We start from the raw sequence: 14,893 nt of genomic DNA, 5'->3' as shown, positions 1-14,893 counted from the left end.
GGCGTCACGCAAAACAGAGTTCCTGTTCAGGAATACTTTCGACATCACAGTTGTCACTGCCGCCGCGATCGATGGTCAGAAAATCGGTAACCTGCTGCCAGGCGAAAAGCGGATGGTGCCAGACATTACGATGGTAATTCACCCCCTGCTCACCGTTGGTGATAAACGCCCGCAGCGTTGACAGATCTGGGGTTTCATCACCTGACGCCACGACCACCACAAACGCTTCCCCTTTCAACGGAATAAATGCCTGGGTGCCCAACGGATGGCGTTCGAGTTCGTGGATGGTCAGCGGCAGATTCGCCGGTTGCGCGCGGTTAATGCTGATAAGCGTCCGGTCTTGCTCAAGAATCTCAACGAGCGCCAAATCGTGATAACGCTCCACCAGTCCATTGTTTATATGGAAAAAATCCCGTTGCTGCGTTTCGATAACGTCGCCATAAGCACTGAAGGCTTCCTGACTTAACGGTAATACCTGAAGTTTCATCTTTTTGTCCTTGTAACATAATTCCGTTCAACCACCGCCGACCGGTCAGCCAGGTTTCAATAACAGGCAATCTAAAACCTTAAGAGAACAACATCAATACAAAAGTTGGAATATTTTTCCAAAACCAGATTTAGTCCACAAATCACGCAGGGTTATCATGTGAAAATACAGGTAAATCAAAGGACAAGAAAATCATGCAACTTGCTGATTTAAAATGGGATACCTGAAGATGTTTGATCCAGAAACCTTGCGAACTTTTATTGCTGTTGCTGAAACAGGAAGTTTTTCAAAAGCGGCTGAACGATTATGTAAGACCACGGCGACTATCAGTTATCGCATTAAACTTCTGGAAGAGAATACCGGGGTGGCGTTGTTTTTCCGCACGACTCGCAGCGTGACGTTGACAGCGGCAGGCGAGCATCTGCTTTGTCAGGCCAGAGACTGGCTGAGCTGGCTGGAAAGTATGCCCAGCGAGCTGCAACAGGTGAATGATGGCGTGGAACGCCAGGTGAATATCGTCATCAACAACCTGCTCTACAATCCCCAGGCCGTCGCCCAACTGCTGGCGTGGCTGAATGAACGTTATCCCTTTACCCAGTTTCACATCTCCCGACAAATCTATATGGGTGTCTGGGATTCGCTATTGTACGAAGGCTTTTCCCTGGCTATCGGCGTCACGGGGACCGAAGCACTGGCAAATACTTTTAGCCTTGATCCTTTAGGTTCGGTGCAATGGCGCTTTGTTATCGCGGCGGATCATCCGCTGGCGAACGTTGAAGAGCCGCTAACAGAAGCGCAGTTACGGCGCTTTCCGGCGGTCAATATTGAAGACAGCGCCCGAACCTTAACCAAACGCGTCGCCTGGCGTTTGCCGGGACAAAAGGAAATTATTGTTCCTGATATGGAAACGAAAATCGCCGCCCATCTGGCGGGCGTTGGCATTGGTTTTTTGCCAAAATCACTTTGCCAGTCGATGATTGATAATCAACAACTGGTCAGCCGGGTCATCCCGACGATGCGCCCTCCTTCGCCATTAAGTCTGGCATGGCGCAAGTTTGGCAGCGGCAAAGCGGTGGAAGATATTGTGACCTTGTTTACCCAGCGCAGGCCGGAAATCAGCGGTTTTTTAGAAATTTTCGGCAACCCACGTAGTTAAAAATCAAGTTTCCTTGCGCGTTGGCGCGTAAAATAGCGCGCAAGCTGATTTGAGGTTCACTTTTTACTATGCAAGAGAGATACACGGAACAGGACTATCGTGCCCTGCTGATTGCTGATACGCCCATTATTGATGTTCGTGCCCCCATCGAGTTTGAGCAAGGCGCAATGCCCGCCGCTATCAACCTGCCGTTAATGAATAACGATGAACGCGCCGCCATTGGCACCTGCTATAAACAGCAAGGATCAGAGGCGGCGCTGGCGTTGGGGCATAAACTGGTGGCGGGTGAAATTCGTCAGCATCGCATGGACGCCTGGCGGGCAGCGTGCCGGCAAAATCCACAAGGTATTCTCTGCTGCGCCCGCGGCGGTCAACGTTCACATATTGTGCAACGCTGGCTGCATGACGCAGGGATTGATTATCCGCTGGTGGAAGGCGGTTATAAGGCACTGCGCCAGACCGCGATTCAGGCGACCATTGAACTGTCAAAAAAACCGATAGTGCTGATTGGCGGTTGTACCGGCAGCGGCAAAACGCTGTTAGTGCAACAGCAACCGAACGGTGTTGATCTGGAAGGGCTGGCGCGCCATCGTGGTTCTGCTTTTGGTCGCACGTTACAACCACAACTTAGCCAGGCGAGTTTTGAAAACCTGCTGGCCGCCGAAATGCTAAAAACCGACGCCCGTCAGGATCTGCACCTGTGGGTGCTGGAAGATGAAAGCCGGATGATTGGTTCAAATCACCTTCCGGAATGTCTGCGCGAGCGAATGACCCAGGCGGCGATTGCGGTGGTGGAAGACCCGTTTGAGATCCGTCTTGAACGCCTGAACGAAGAGTATTTCCTGCGTATGCATCATGATTTTACCCATGCATATGGTGAAGAACAGGGCTGGCAAGAGTATTGCGAGTACCTGCATCATGGGCTTTCAGCAATTAAGCGTCGGCTGGGATTACAGCGCTATAACGAACTGGCGGCACGGCTGGATGCGGCGCTGACAACGCAACTCGCAACCGGCAGCACCGACGGTCATATGGCCTGGCTGGTGCCGCTGCTTGAAGAGTATTACGACCCGATGTATCGCTATCAGCTTGAGAAAAAAGCGGAAAAAGTTGTCTTTCGCGGTGAGTGGGCGGAAGTGATGGAGTGGGTGAAGGCGCAGTGATGGGCGGCATTCTGTGCGCGTTGTTCATGCCGGATGCGGCGTAAACGCCTTATCCGGCCTACATTTTGCCCGTAGACCGTAGGCCTGATAAGACGCGCAAAGCGTCGCATCGAGCATCAGCGCACAGCTACCGGATGCGCCACAAGTGCCTCACCCGGCCTACATTTCGCCCGTAGACCGTAGGCCTGATAAGACGCGCAAAGCGTCGCATCGGGCATCAGTGCACAGCTACCGGATGCAGCACAAGCGCCTCACCCGGCCTACATTTTGCCCGTAGACCGTAGGCCTGATAAGACGCGCAAAGCGTCGCATCGGGCATCAGTGCACGGCTACCGGATGCGCCACAAGTGCCTCACCCGGCCTACATTTTGCCCGTAGACCGTAGGCCTGATAAGACGCGCAAAGCGTCGCATCGGGCATCAGTGCACGGCTACCGGATGCAGCACAAGCGCCTCATCCGGCCTACATTTTGCCCGTAGACCGTAGGCCTGATAAGACGCGCAAAGCGTCGCATCGGGCAATCTAACGCCTCTCATCACCCCGTAAACTGCCTGAACAGTGCCTTCCCCTTAACCAGTCGCGCACCCAGCCAGCCGCCGCACAGGGAAAGAAGCAACGCACCGCTGCACGGCAGCACAATCCACAATCGCCAGTCTGGCTCCCACGGGAAATCAAACACTTTCGCCTGCAACACCGCCAGCGCCGTTTCCGCGCCGATTGCGGCTACCAGGCCGGAAACAAACCCGAGCATGGCAAACTCACACCACAATGTTGTGCGCAGCAGCTTTTTGCCCGCGCCGAGTGTGCGCCACACCACCAATTCCTGATGCCGCTGACGCATTCCCACCTGCACCTGTGCCAGCAACAGCAACATACCGCAGGCAGTGACCAGCACCACCATCACTTCCAGCGCCCGACTTACCTGCTCCAGCACCTGGCCGACCTGTTTTAAGATCGCACCAATGTCCAACAGGCTAATGGTCGGGAACTGGCGGTTGAGTTGCGTCAACATGCCGTTGCCGTTCTCCCAACGGAAACTGGTGAGCCAGCTCTGCGGTTGCCCGTCCAGTGCCCCTTCAGGGAAAATAAAATAGAAATTCGGACGCAGACTTTCCCAGTCCACTTTGCGCAGGCTGGTGACTTTGGCGCGAAACTCCTGGGTGTCACCCATAAAGGTGACGGTATCGCCCAGACCAACGTTCAGGCGTTTTGCCAGCCCCTCTTCCATCGACACTTCATCGGCTTTTGGCGGCCAGCTACCGGCGACAATCGGGTTATGATCCGGCCGCGTATTTTGCCAGGTGAGATTCAGCTCGCGATTAAGCGCCTCATCTCCATTGCCTTCTGTCGGCTTGTCGTTAATCGCCGTCAACCGCGCCCGCACCACCGGATAAAACGATTCCGGGACTATCTGATGTTCCGCGAGAAACGCTTTCAGCGGCGTTACCTGTTCCGTGGCGATGTTGATTAAAAAGTAGTTCGGGCTTTCTGGCGGCAACTGCTGCTGCCAGCGGTCAAGCAGATCGCCACGCAACACCAGCAGCAGTGCCAGCAGCATAAAGGAGAGCGAAAATGCCGAAAGCTGGCTTAACGTTGACCACGGCTGACGTAACAGGCGGCTAACCGCCAGGCGCAGAGGCAGCGATTTCAGCGTCATACTGCGTAATACATTGAGCAGCATCCAGCCCAGCACACCGCACAGCAAAGCCAGCACTATCGCGCCCGCCAGCACCGCCCACAGCAGCATACTGCCACCCATTAATCCGGCGAGCAGCAGCACAACCACCACACTGACAATCGGCAGATAAAACTTCAGCGGCCAGACGTTGGCGACCACATCATTACGTAATACGCGTAAAGGCTGCGTTGCCAGCAACAGTCGGTACGGTCGCAGCCCCACCAGCAACGAGATAACCGTCATGGTGCCGAGCGCCCACAACCACGGCCAGAAGCTGGCAGGCGGTAGCGCGGCGGGCAGAACAGGCTTGAGCAAAACCATCAACACGCTTTCGAACAACAGGCCAATCGCTCCGCCGGTAACGGCTGAAAGTATCAGTACCATCAGCCACTGACCGACGATTAACTTACGCAGTTGCGCCCGCCCAGCCCCCAGCGTTTTGAGGATCGCCACCAGATCGTAGCGGCTGCGGCAATAATGATTCATCGCCACCGCGACCGCCGCCACCGCCAGCAGCAAGGTCAGCAACGCCGAAAGCAGCAGGAACTGTTGCGAGCGTTCCATCGAACGCCCCAGCGCACCTTCGTCTTGTTCCAGACCGTACCAGCGTTGTTCGGGTTTAAGCTGTGGTAACAACCATTTCTCATAGCCGTCGAGCTGGTTCTCGTTGCCGCCGAATTTATAACGCCAGGTGACCCGACTTCCCGGCTGTATGGCTCCTGTTTTATCGACATCTGCCAGATTCATCATCAGGCGTGGGGCTATCTGGAAGGGATTAAAACCGGAATCCGGCTCCTGAATCACTTCTCCGGCAATGCGCAACGTGGCATCACCCACGTCGATGGTATCGCCCGTTTTCAAATTCAGGAGCGCCATCAGCCGTGGAGCCAGCAATACGCTGCCCGGTTGCGGTTTTAGTCCAGAAGGATTGGTCTGTAGCTCGCCATACATCGGGTAGATATCATCAACCGCTTTGACGTTCGCCAGTTGCGGCGTGTCGCCCGCAAAGGTCATGGTGGCAAAGGTAAGCTGCTTGTCGACTTTCAGGCCGCGCTTTTGCGCCTCTTCCAGCCACGCTGGCGGTACTTCGCGCGAACTGCGCAACGCCCGATCGCCCGCCATAAACTCACGGCTTTGCTGGCTTAAACCTTTCTCCATCCGATCGCTGATATTGCCCAGCGCCAGCACGCAGGCCACCGCCAGGCTTAACGCCAGCCAGACAATCAACAGCGACGGCGAGCGCCATTCGCGCCAGAACCAACGTGCAATCATGCTTCCTCCTGCAACTGTCCGTTCACCAGCCGTAAGCAGCGGTCGCAGCGTGCCGCCAGTTGCAGGTCGTGGGTCACCATAATCAGGGTGGTGCCATGCTCACGGTTGAGGGAAAACAGCAGGTCGGCAATTTTATCGCCCGTCTGGCGGTCAAGGTTGCCGGTGGGTTCATCGGCAAACAGCACATCAGGCCGACCGTTAAAAGCTCGCGCCAGCGCCACCCGTTGCTGTTCTCCACCGGAAAGCTGTGCCGGAAGATGATCAAGACGTTTACCCAGCCCCAACTGTTCGAGCAACGCTTTCGCACCGTTACGGCTTTCCGCGCTACTCTCACCGCGCAGCAGCGCCGGAAGTTCGACATTTTCCAGTGCATTAAGGGTAGGAATTAACATAAATGACTGAAAAACAAAGCCGACATGCTTCGCGCGTAACGTTGCCCGCGCTTCTTCATCCATAGTATGTAGCGGTTGCCCCACCAGATTCACTTCACCACTACTACCGTCATCCAGCCCGGCGAGGATCGCCAGTAAGGTTGACTTACCCGACCCTGACTCGCCCACCAGCGCGATGGTTTCGCCGCGTTTGACAACCAGCTCAACTCCGGTGAGGATGGAGAGTTCATGCTCCCCCTGACCGACGGACTTCTTAAGATGATGAACTTCAACAATGTTTTCCGCTGGCATTTGCCCTTCCTGTTCCTGGTCCTGTTAACTTTCCGTGCCGCCGCAGCGGACACGTTATTAATTCTGGGTGATAGCCTGAGCGCCGGGTATCGAATGTCTGCCAGCGCGGCCTGGCCTGCCTTGTTGAATGATAAGTGGCAGAGTAAAACGTCGGTAGTCAACGCCAGCATCAGCGGCGACACCTCGCAACAAGGGCTGGCGCGCCTTCCGGCTCTGCTGAAACAGCATCAGCCGCGCTGGGTGCTGGTTGAACTGGGCGGCAATGACGGTTTGCGTGGTTTTCAGCCGCAGCAAACGGAGCAGACGCTGCGCCAGATTTTGCAGGATGTCAAAACCGCCAACGCTGAACCATTGTTAATGCAAATACGTCTGCCTGCAAACTATGGTCGCCGTTATAATGAAGCCTTTAGCGCCATTTATCCCAAACTCGCCAAAGAGTTCGATGTCCCGCTGCTGCCCTTTTTTATGGAAGAGGTCTACCTCAAACCACAATGGATGCAGGATGACGGTATTCATCCCAACCGCGACGCCCAGCCGTTTATTGCCGACTGGATGGCGAAGCAGTTGCAGCCTTTAGTAAATCATGACTCATAAAGCAACGGAGATCCTGACAGGTAAAGTTATGCAAAAATCGGTCTTAATTACCGGATGTTCCAGTGGAATTGGCCTGGAAAGCGCGCTCGAATTAAAACGCCAGGGTTTTCATGTACTGGCAGGTTGCCGGAAACCGGATGATGTTGAGCGCATGAACAATATGGGATTAACCGGCGTGTTGATCGATCTGGATTCACCGGAAAGTGTTGATCGCGCAGCCGACGAAGTGATCGCCCTGACCGATAATTGTCTGTATGGGATCTTTAACAATGCCGGATTCGGCGTGTATGGCCCCCTTTCCACCATCAGCCGCACGCAGATGGAACAGCAGTTTTCCGCCAACTTTTTCGGCGCACATCAGCTCACCATGCGTCTGTTACCCGCCATGTTGCCGCATGGTGAAGGGCGTATTGTCATGACCTCATCGGTGATGGGATTAATCTCCACGCCGGGTCGCGGCGCTTATGCGGCCAGCAAATATGCGCTGGAGGCGTGGTCAGACGCGCTGCGCATGGAACTGCGCCACAGCGGAATCAAGGTCAGCCTGATTGAACCAGGCCCTATTCGTACTCGTTTCACCAACAACGTCAACCAGACGCAAAGCGATCAACCGGTCGAAAACCCCGGCATTGCCGCCCGTTTTACATTGGGGCCGGAAGCAGTTGTGGCTAAAGTGCGCCATGCTTTTATCAGCGAGAAGCCCAAAATGCGCTATCCGGTGACGCTGGTTACCTGGGCGGTAATGGTGCTTAAACGCCTGCTGCCGGGGCGCGTGATGGACAAAATATTGCAGGGGTGAGTTGAAGCGCGCGCTTAAGCCCCCATGTCAAAGAAAATATCGACAACAGAGAGTGACTCCATGTCCGTACAAAATATTGTCAACATTAACGAATCTAACCTGCAACAGGTTCTTGAACAGTCGATGACCACGCCGGTACTGTTCTATTTTTGGTCTGAACGTAGCCAGCACTGTTTGCAGTTAACCCCGATTCTGGAAAGCCTCGCGGCGCAGTACAACGGGCAATTTATTCTGGCGAAGCTGGATTGTGACGCGGAGCAGATGATTGCTTCCCAGTTTGGTCTGCGCGCTATTCCGACCGTGTATCTGTTCCAGAACGGTCAGCCGGTAGACGGCTTCCAGGGGCCGCAGCCGGAAGAAGCGATCCGCGCCCTGCTGGATAAAGTGCTGCCGCGCGAAGAAGAACTGAAAGCGCAGCAGGCGATGCAACTGATGCAGGAAGGAAATTACACCGACGCACTGCCGCTGCTGAAAGACGCCTGGCAGTTGTCGAATCAGAACGGGGAAATCGGTCTGCTACTGGCAGAAACGCTGATTGCACTGAACCGTTCAGAAGATGCAGAAGCGGTGCTGAAAACCATCCCGTTGCAGGATCAGGACACCCGCTACCAGGGGCTGGTGGCGCAAATCGAACTGCTGAAGCAGGCGGCTGATACGCCGGAAATTCAACAGTTGCAACAACAGGTGGCAGAGAATCCAGAAGATGCTGCACTGGCGACGCAACTGGCGCTGCAACTGCATCAGGTTGGGCGCAATGAAGAGGCGCTGGAGTTACTGTTTGGGCATCTGCGTAAAGATTTAACCGCCGCAGACGGTCAGACACGTAAGACGTTCCAGGAGATCCTCGCCGCACTAGGTACAGGTGATGCGCTGGCGTCGAAATATCGCCGTCAGTTGTATGCGTTGTTGTATTGATATTTCGTTGAGATGCGACGCTTGCCCGGATTTGTAGGCATGATAAGACGCGCCAGCGTCGCATCAGCCATCCGCCCATAACCGCCGGATGCGGCGTAAACGCCTTATCCGGCCTACCAAATCGTGCAACTGCAATAAATTGCAGGAGCCATGTAGGCCTGATAAGACGCGCCAACGTCGCATCAGGCATCGCATTATTTATTCTTCAATTGCGCCAACACCAACTGGTGGCGCGAATTATAAAACTTACGATAAGTTAAATAGCAGGCAATAATGGTCGACAGACTGGCGGTCGAGAGCAACATAAAAGTCACCATAATCTGATATTTAATCGCCTTCACCGGATCAATCCCGGCAAATATCAACCCGGACATCATTCCCGGCAAACTCACTAAGCCAACCGTTTTTGCTGAATCGACCGTCGGAATTAAAGCCGCGCGAATACTGTCGCGTATTAATATTGCAGACGCCTGCTTCGGCGTCGCACCAAGACTCAATTTTTCCTGGATTTGCTGCTGTTCGCTGATAAACCGCTGCCCGAGATTGTTATAACACAGCCCCACAGCAACCATCGCATTACCAGCAATCATCCCGGCGATAGGGATCACCTGCATCGGGATAAACTCAATCGAACCCGATAAAATCAGCACCGCCAGAGTAATTCCCGCCCCCACCGTAATGGCAATAAACGACGAAACAAAGGCTTTAGTAATATATTTGCTCCGTTTTTGCGCATTCCACGCCGCATTAAAGCAGATAAATAACACCATCAATAATGTCAGGCTGGCATCATCAACACTGAATATATATTTCAGTACATAGCCAACGATGAACAGTTGGATTATCGCCCGCCCGACGCTCCAGAGAATATCTTTCTCCAGCGCCAGTTTTTCTTTATGGCTAATTAAGATTGCCACCACCACCAGCATTAATGCCAGCGCCAACGACTCGTTAGTAATATTATGCGTGTTCATAGCGTTCTTCCTGCATTTCTCCGGCATTCGGTTGCAGCATAATTACCTTATCCGCATGATTAATTTCATCTTTGTCGTGTGTCACCCACAGCACAGCAATATTTTGCTCGCGTACATAACGGTGGATCATCTCATTGACGTTACGTTTGTTGCTTTCGTCCAGCGCACTGGTAATTTCGTCGAGTAATAATACTTTCGGCATAAATTGCAGATTGCGAATCAACGAGATGCGCTGTTTTTCACCACCGGAAAGCTCGGAGACATTTTTAGTCAGGATGGTATCCGGCAAAGCAAAGCGTTCGAAAAAATCGAGAAAAATGGCCGGATCAGGCTGCTGGTTACGGATCTGCCAGGGAAAAATCAGGTTATCGTATACTGTGTCGCCAAACAGAGTTGGCGTCTGGGCACAGTAAGAAACTTGTTGGCGGTAGATTTCCGGCTTTAGTGTGCTGACATCCTCGCCTTCAAACAGTAACGTTCCGCTGGTCGGACTGATTAATGAAGCAACTATTTTTAGCAGCGTACTTTTGCCGCAACCGGAAGGGCCGGTAATTAACTTAAATTCGCCAGCTCGCAGCGAAAAATTAATGTTATTAAGAATCTTCGTATCACCCGCCAGATATCCGACGTTGTGTAACTGAAGCAAAAGACTATTTTCCGGCATTACCCATCCCTTTTTCTGATTTTTACTAAAAACAGTTTATCCTCCACAGTAATAAGGGGGAACTCCCTTTCAGTAATCAGGTATAATTTGTTTAATCAAGCAGCAACTTTGCTCATTATGGACGGTACAACAGGAGGTTTTTCCGATGCTTATCTTTATCCCGATTCTTATTTTTGTCGCGCTGGTGATTGTTGGCGCAGGCGTCAAAATCGTGCCGCAGGGCTATCAGTGGACGGTGGAACGTTTTGGCCGCTATACCAAAACATTGCAACCGGGGCTAAGCCTGGTGGTGCCGTTTATGGATCGCATTGGTCGCAAGATCAATATGATGGAACAAGTGCTCGACATTCCTTCCCAGGAAGTTATCTCGAAAGATAACGCCAACGTGACTATCGACGCAGTCTGTTTTATTCAGGTGATTGATGCCCCACGCGCAGCTTATGAGGTCAGCAATCTGGAGCTGGCAATCATTAACCTGACCATGACCAACATCCGTACCGTACTGGGTTCGATGGAACTGGATGAAATGCTCTCCCAGCGCGATAGCATTAACTCGCGCCTGCTGCATATTGTCGATGAAGCCACTAACCCGTGGGGGATAAAAGTCACCCGCATCGAAATTCGTGATGTACGCCCACCGGCAGAGCTGATCTCTTCGATGAACGCGCAGATGAAAGCGGAACGTACCAAACGCGCTTACATCCTTGAAGCGGAAGGGATACGCCAGGCGGAAATTCTCAAAGCGGAAGGTGAAAAACAATCGCAAATCCTGAAAGCGGAAGGCGAACGTCAGTCGGCTTTTTTACAGGCCGAAGCGCGTGAACGTTCCGCCGAAGCGGAAGCCCGCGCCACCCAAATGGTGTCTGAAGCCATTGCCTCTGGCGATATTCAGGCGGTGAACTACTTCGTGGCGCAGAAATACACCGAAGCGTTACAGCAGATCGGGTCGTCCAGTAACAGCAAAGTGGTAATGATGCCATTAGACGCCAGTAGTCTGATGGGGTCGATTGCCGGGATTGCCGAACTGGTGAAAGACAGCGCCAGCGAGCGGGCTAAATCATGATCGCGTTGCTGGTAGTCCACCCGCATATTTTCTGGCTGAGTCTCGGTGGTTTGCTGCTGGCGGCCGAGATGCTGGGCGGCAATGGTTATCTGCTGTGGAGCGGTGTCGCGGCGGTGATTACTGGTCTGGTGGTCTGGCTACTGCCGCTGGGTTGGGAATGGCAAGGGGTGATGTTTGCTGTTCTGACGTTACTCGCCGCCTGGCTGTGGTGGAAATGGCTGTCGCAGCGGGTACACGAACAAAAGCACAGCGATAGTCATCTAAACCAACGCGGACAACAGTTAATTGGTCGTCGTTTTGTGCTGGAAACGCCGCTGGTCAACGGGCGTGGCCATATGCGCGTTGGCGACAGTTCATGGCCGGTCAGCGCCAGCGAAGATTTAGGTGCGGGCACGCATGTTGAGGTGATTGCGATTGAAGGGATAACGTTGATCATCCGTGCGGTCATCGCCTGATGCGGCGCTGACGCGTCTTATCAGGCCTACAAAAATATGCCCGAATCGTAGGCCGGATAAGGCGCTTTCGCCGCATCCGGCAGTCGTGCACCGACGCCTGATGCGACGCTGACGCGTCTTATCATGCCTACAAATCTGTGCCTAAATCGTAGGCCGGATAAGGCGTTTACGCCGCATCCGGCATATAGCCGAGTAGAGGCAAAATTACTCTTCCCGGCCTTTACTCATACTTTTTTGGTCTTCATCCGGATAGTGTTTTTTTAGATATTCCAGGACGTTTTTATTGACCTTATGTTGGGTATACACCCACCCTTTCCAGTAATCAGGCTGGTCCAGGTACACTTCTGGCGGAATGGTAAAATCAGAAAGCGTTAACCATTCGGCTAACAGATCGGGGTTTCTCTTCTGGATCAACTGCAACAGCATGATCAGCGACATAGCAGAGGCAGGAGCCGTACTATCGCCGCTTAAATACTTCCACACCGTGGAACGATTCGAACGAAAAAGGATGGGGAGTAGCGCCCTGTCCAGATTCATTTCATTAAAAATCTTCTCAAATTCATTCATTTAATTTCCCTGCCTGGCGTAAACCTCTTAAAAATTGAGATTTATCAAAGAAACGCATTCTAGCACACATCAGGAACCTCTTCACGTTTAGCCCAGAAACGGAATTTATTTCGCTTATAAAAACAAGTCGTTACTCTTTTTTACAAGGAAATAGCACGAAATGAACTTCATAATTATTTATATAAGAAACAACCCATGTTTCTTTTGGCTAGTGTTTACGCTTACATCGCATAAAAACGCGCTTTACATCACACAAATGGCGGCGTAGATTTCGTTCAAATTGCAACGCATATTATTTCTTATAGAAACAATATTTGTTTTCTTTAGAACAATAAACGTGACTTACTTTGATAGAGAAAAAATGCATGAAATCTGTAAAGTTGTCTTTACTGGCTGTTGTTGTTGCTACCGCGGTAAGTCCATCTGCGTTTGCGGGTGATACTGTTGAGGCAGCAGCGACAGAATTAGCGGCAATCCAGCCAGGAATGTCGCAAATGGAAATTGATCAGAAAATTGGTCGATTTTTAGAAAGGACAGGGAACAGTGCTGCTACACAAAATTATCTAATTGCACATAATTACAAAACTACAACGCCTCAGAAAGCCGATGATACAGCCGCCTCTCCCGTACAGCCCACCAGTACGCTGAACCCGATAACCAATCAAGCGCAGCTCGACCGCGACAACGGGCAGGATACCGCCATTCAGAACGCGCAGCACACAGCCAACTGGGCATCGCTGAAAGCCGATGACGCACATCATGCCATTATGGTGGCGCAGACGGATATTGATGCTAATAAAGTCGCCATTGCTGACACCCGCAATGATGTCTCGGTCGTGCAGTCAGATGTCAGCACCTTGAAAGGCGATGTCGTACATGCTCAGTCAGCGGCTGACCATGCCAACATTAACGCCAACACCGCACTGATGAACGGCGTCAAACTTTCTGGTGCCGTGACTGAAAACAAAAACAATATTGAGCAGAACCGTAACGATATTGCCGTTCAGCAGCAACAACTCGACGAAACCCAGAAAACCGTTGCCGCCACTGGCGATGTACAGACTACCGCCCGTTATCAGAGCATGATCGACGCCAGACAGACAGCCGCTACCGATGCACAGCAGCAACAACTCGACACTACACAAAAAACGGTTTCCGCACTTGGCGATGCCCGCACCAGCGCACATTATCAGGAAATGGTTAACGCCAGGCTGGCCGCACAAAATGACGCTAATACACGTACCACAGCAGAACAAAAACAAAGAATAGATACCCTCACAACCAACCAGGCAACGCAGCAGCATATCGACAGCGTGCAATACGGGGAGCAAATTCAGCGTCTGGCACAAGATTCAACCCAAACACATGAACAAATTGACAGCCTGACACAAGACGTAACCCAAACGCATCAGCAGTTAACAAATACCCAAAAACGTGTCGCAGATAACAGCCAACAAATCAATTCACTCAATAACAATTTCAGTTCGTTGAAACATGAGGTGGAAGATAACCGTAAAGAAGCTAATGCAGGTATCGCGTCAGCCGTCGCTATTGCTTCACAGCCTCAGGTTAAGACAGGTGATTTTATGATGGTGTCTGCCGGAGCGGGTACATTTAATAATGAATCTGCGGTATCTGTCGGTGCTTCGTTTAACGCTGGAATTCATACAGTAATTAAAGCGGGTGTCTCTGCAGACACACAATCTGATTTCGGCGCGGGTGTCGGCGTGGGATATTCTTTCTAAATTTTATAGCGATTTCTTATTCGCAATATTTCTCAATTCTTTAAGGTTAATAATGATGAATAGCACCATTAAATCGTTTTCTCTGCTGACTATTATCTTACTGGCTGGCTGTAGCTCCCCCACTTCCCGTATCGCAGATTGCCAGGCGCAGGGCGTCAGCCATGACACCTGTTATCTTGCAGAACAGCAGCGCCAGGCGGCTATTTTAAGTGCATCCGAGGCGCAGGCTTATAAGAACGCAGAAGCCGCACAACACGCCCAGGCCGCTAAAAAATCCATTTATAAAGGTTTTGGTCTTACCTTTAGAATGAGCAGTAAAAACTTTGCTTATCTCAATGATTCATTATGCGCGATTGATGAAGATAATAAAGATGCCACCGTATACCAGTCTGGTCTTTATAACGTGATTGTTTATCACCATACAGGGAAAGTCGCATTAATGAAGGAAGGCCAGTTTGTGGGCTATTTAAAATGAAGAATGAAAAAAAACCAACTCTGATGCATATTATGATTATTGGTGCATTTATCTTTGCGTTCTTACAAGTTGTTTTATTAGCCTCCCTGGTTCACGCTGTTAATGCCAGCAACGCAATCCAGGAAGGTTTATTTCAGTCGGGACGCATTATGGTAGAAAGTTTGCAGCATATTCTTTCTGTGCAAACGGGGATTAACTGATTT

16 protein-coding genes are annotated in these 14,893 nt (G+C 51.7%); 10 read left to right on the top strand and 6 right to left on the bottom strand.

What is annotated here, in order from left to right:
- Positions 1 to 4: 4 nt before the first annotated feature.
- Entirely contained in the window at positions 5 to 487 is a 483-nt protein-coding gene (allA, locus tag A9587_RS05320; protein WP_000776381.1) for an ureidoglycolate lyase, read from the bottom strand.
- A gap of 229 nt (positions 488 to 716) precedes the next feature.
- Here allA and allS point away from each other — a divergent pair, with 229 nt between their 5' ends.
- On the top strand, positions 717 to 1,643 hold the full coding sequence (gene allS, locus A9587_RS05315) for an HTH-type transcriptional activator AllS (RefSeq protein WP_000460115.1): 927 nt from the start codon (positions 717 to 719) through the stop codon (positions 1,641 to 1,643).
- Between the two features lie 68 nt (positions 1,644 to 1,711).
- Positions 1,712 to 2,806: a tRNA 2-selenouridine(34) synthase MnmH gene (gene mnmH / locus A9587_RS05310; protein WP_105263974.1), complete on the top strand. Its 1,095-nt coding sequence runs from the start codon at positions 1,712 to 1,714 to the stop codon at positions 2,804 to 2,806.
- A gap of 535 nt (positions 2,807 to 3,341) precedes the next feature.
- Here mnmH and ybbP read toward each other — a convergent pair.
- Together ybbP and ybbA are read right to left on the bottom strand one after the other, a co-directional pair.
- Positions 3,342 to 5,756, bottom strand: a complete 2,415-nt coding sequence (gene ybbP / locus A9587_RS05300; RefSeq protein WP_105263320.1) for a putative ABC transporter permease subunit YbbP — start codon at positions 5,754 to 5,756, stop codon at positions 3,342 to 3,344.
- Positions 5,753 to 6,439, bottom strand: coding sequence for a putative ABC transporter ATP-binding protein YbbA (gene ybbA, locus A9587_RS05295; protein WP_001515917.1), 687 nt, complete (start codon positions 6,437 to 6,439; stop codon positions 5,753 to 5,755). The genes ybbP and ybbA overlap by 4 nt, the downstream gene beginning before the upstream one ends.
- Here ybbA and tesA point away from each other — a divergent pair.
- From tesA to cnoX, 3 genes are read left to right on the top strand one after another with little or no spacing between them, the layout of a single operon-like run.
- Positions 6,410 to 7,033 carry a multifunctional acyl-CoA thioesterase I/protease I/lysophospholipase L1 gene (gene tesA / locus A9587_RS05290; RefSeq protein ID WP_024191847.1) on the top strand — a complete coding sequence of 208 codons (624 nt, stop codon included), beginning with the start codon at positions 6,410 to 6,412 and terminating at the stop codon, positions 7,031 to 7,033. The genes ybbA and tesA overlap by 30 nt on opposite strands.
- Positions 7,023 to 7,832, top strand: a complete 810-nt coding sequence (gene ybbO, locus A9587_RS05285) for an NADP(+)-dependent aldehyde reductase (RefSeq protein ID WP_105263321.1) — start codon at positions 7,023 to 7,025, stop codon at positions 7,830 to 7,832. Before tesA ends, ybbO begins: the two co-directional genes overlap by 11 nt.
- Before the next feature lie 60 nt (positions 7,833 to 7,892).
- Positions 7,893 to 8,747 carry a chaperedoxin gene (gene cnoX / locus A9587_RS05280; RefSeq protein ID WP_001515914.1) on the top strand — a complete coding sequence of 285 codons (855 nt, stop codon included), beginning with the start codon at positions 7,893 to 7,895 and terminating at the stop codon, positions 8,745 to 8,747.
- 194 nt (positions 8,748 to 8,941) lie between these two features.
- Here the strand turns inward: cnoX and fetB are convergent, their stop codons facing one another.
- Entirely contained in the window at positions 8,942 to 9,721 is a 780-nt protein-coding gene (gene fetB, locus A9587_RS05275) for an iron efflux ABC transporter permease subunit FetB (RefSeq protein ID WP_105263322.1), read from the bottom strand.
- On the bottom strand, positions 9,708 to 10,385 hold the full coding sequence (gene fetA, locus A9587_RS05270) for an iron efflux ABC transporter ATP-binding subunit FetA (RefSeq protein ID WP_001114841.1): 678 nt from the start codon (positions 10,383 to 10,385) through the stop codon (positions 9,708 to 9,710). The genes fetB and fetA overlap by 14 nt, the downstream gene beginning before the upstream one ends.
- A gap of 145 nt (positions 10,386 to 10,530) precedes the next feature.
- On the opposite strand from fetA, the gene A9587_RS05265 reads away from it, so the two are divergent.
- Together A9587_RS05265 and A9587_RS05260 are read left to right on the top strand one after the other, a co-directional pair.
- Complete coding sequence (locus tag A9587_RS05265) at positions 10,531 to 11,448, top strand: SPFH domain-containing protein (RefSeq protein ID WP_000904499.1); 918 nt, start codon at positions 10,531 to 10,533, stop codon at positions 11,446 to 11,448.
- Positions 11,445 to 11,903 carry an NfeD family protein gene (locus A9587_RS05260; protein ID WP_105263323.1) on the top strand — a complete coding sequence of 153 codons (459 nt, stop codon included), beginning with the start codon at positions 11,445 to 11,447 and terminating at the stop codon, positions 11,901 to 11,903. The genes A9587_RS05265 and A9587_RS05260 overlap by 4 nt, the downstream gene beginning before the upstream one ends.
- Positions 11,904 to 12,107: 204 nt before the next feature.
- Here A9587_RS05260 and A9587_RS05255 read toward each other — a convergent pair whose 3' ends face one another.
- Positions 12,108 to 12,470 (bottom strand): hypothetical protein, encoded by a 363-nt coding sequence (locus tag A9587_RS05255; protein WP_001001646.1) that lies wholly within the window; start codon positions 12,468 to 12,470, stop codon positions 12,108 to 12,110.
- Positions 12,471 to 12,955: 485 nt separating this feature from the next.
- Here A9587_RS05255 and A9587_RS05250 point away from each other — a divergent pair, with 485 nt between their 5' ends.
- From A9587_RS05250 to A9587_RS05240, 3 genes are read left to right on the top strand one after another with little or no spacing between them, the layout of a single operon-like run.
- The gene (locus A9587_RS05250; RefSeq protein ID WP_233476861.1) at positions 12,956 to 14,215 is read left to right on the top strand and encodes a YadA C-terminal domain-containing protein; all 1,260 of its coding nucleotides are present in this window, start codon (positions 12,956 to 12,958) and stop codon (positions 14,213 to 14,215) included.
- A gap of 52 nt (positions 14,216 to 14,267) precedes the next feature.
- Entirely contained in the window at positions 14,268 to 14,690 is a 423-nt protein-coding gene (locus A9587_RS05245) for a hypothetical protein (RefSeq protein WP_001515911.1), read from the top strand.
- Positions 14,687 to 14,890 carry a hypothetical protein gene (locus A9587_RS05240; RefSeq protein ID WP_000787079.1) on the top strand — a complete coding sequence of 68 codons (204 nt, stop codon included), beginning with the start codon at positions 14,687 to 14,689 and terminating at the stop codon, positions 14,888 to 14,890. Before A9587_RS05245 ends, A9587_RS05240 begins: the two co-directional genes overlap by 4 nt.
- Positions 14,891 to 14,893: the final 3 nt, after the last annotated feature.

It is taken from the genome of Escherichia sp. MOD1-EC6162 (genome assembly GCF_002965125.1).
Taxonomy (GTDB): domain Bacteria; phylum Pseudomonadota; class Gammaproteobacteria; order Enterobacterales; family Enterobacteriaceae; genus Escherichia; species Escherichia marmotae.
This window is presented reverse-complemented; position numbering and strand designations above follow the sequence as displayed.

Bases quoted from the DNA above. Each gene is read 5' to 3' on its own strand.
- allA (WP_000776381.1), bottom strand. From the start codon at position 487: ATGAAACTTCAGGTATTACCGTTAAGTCAGGAAGCCTTCAGTGCTTAT.
- A9587_RS05240 (WP_000787079.1), top strand. From the start codon at position 14,687: ATGAAGAATGAAAAAAAACCAACTCTGATGCATATTATGATTATTGGT.
- A9587_RS05245 (WP_001515911.1), top strand. From the start codon at position 14,268: ATGATGAATAGCACCATTAAATCGTTTTCTCTGCTGACTATTATCTTA.
- ybbA (WP_001515917.1), bottom strand. From the start codon at position 6,439: ATGCCAGCGGAAAACATTGTTGAAGTTCATCATCTTAAGAAGTCCGTC.
- ybbP (WP_105263320.1), bottom strand. From the start codon at position 5,756: ATGATTGCACGTTGGTTCTGGCGCGAATGGCGCTCGCCGTCGCTGTTG.
- A9587_RS05260 (WP_105263323.1), top strand. From the start codon at position 11,445: ATGATCGCGTTGCTGGTAGTCCACCCGCATATTTTCTGGCTGAGTCTC.
- cnoX (WP_001515914.1), top strand. From the start codon at position 7,893: ATGTCCGTACAAAATATTGTCAACATTAACGAATCTAACCTGCAACAG.
- tesA (WP_024191847.1), top strand. From the start codon at position 6,410: ATGAACTTCAACAATGTTTTCCGCTGGCATTTGCCCTTCCTGTTCCTG.
- A9587_RS05255 (WP_001001646.1), bottom strand. From the start codon at position 12,470: ATGAATGAATTTGAGAAGATTTTTAATGAAATGAATCTGGACAGGGCG.
- allS (WP_000460115.1), top strand. From the start codon at position 717: ATGTTTGATCCAGAAACCTTGCGAACTTTTATTGCTGTTGCTGAAACA.
- A9587_RS05250 (WP_233476861.1), top strand. From the start codon at position 12,956: ATGTCGCAAATGGAAATTGATCAGAAAATTGGTCGATTTTTAGAAAGG.
- A9587_RS05265 (WP_000904499.1), top strand. From the start codon at position 10,531: ATGCTTATCTTTATCCCGATTCTTATTTTTGTCGCGCTGGTGATTGTT.
- mnmH (WP_105263974.1), top strand. From the start codon at position 1,712: ATGCAAGAGAGATACACGGAACAGGACTATCGTGCCCTGCTGATTGCT.
- fetA (WP_001114841.1), bottom strand. From the start codon at position 10,385: ATGCCGGAAAATAGTCTTTTGCTTCAGTTACACAACGTCGGATATCTG.
- ybbO (WP_105263321.1), top strand. From the start codon at position 7,023: ATGACTCATAAAGCAACGGAGATCCTGACAGGTAAAGTTATGCAAAAA.
- fetB (WP_105263322.1), bottom strand. From the start codon at position 9,721: ATGAACACGCATAATATTACTAACGAGTCGTTGGCGCTGGCATTAATG.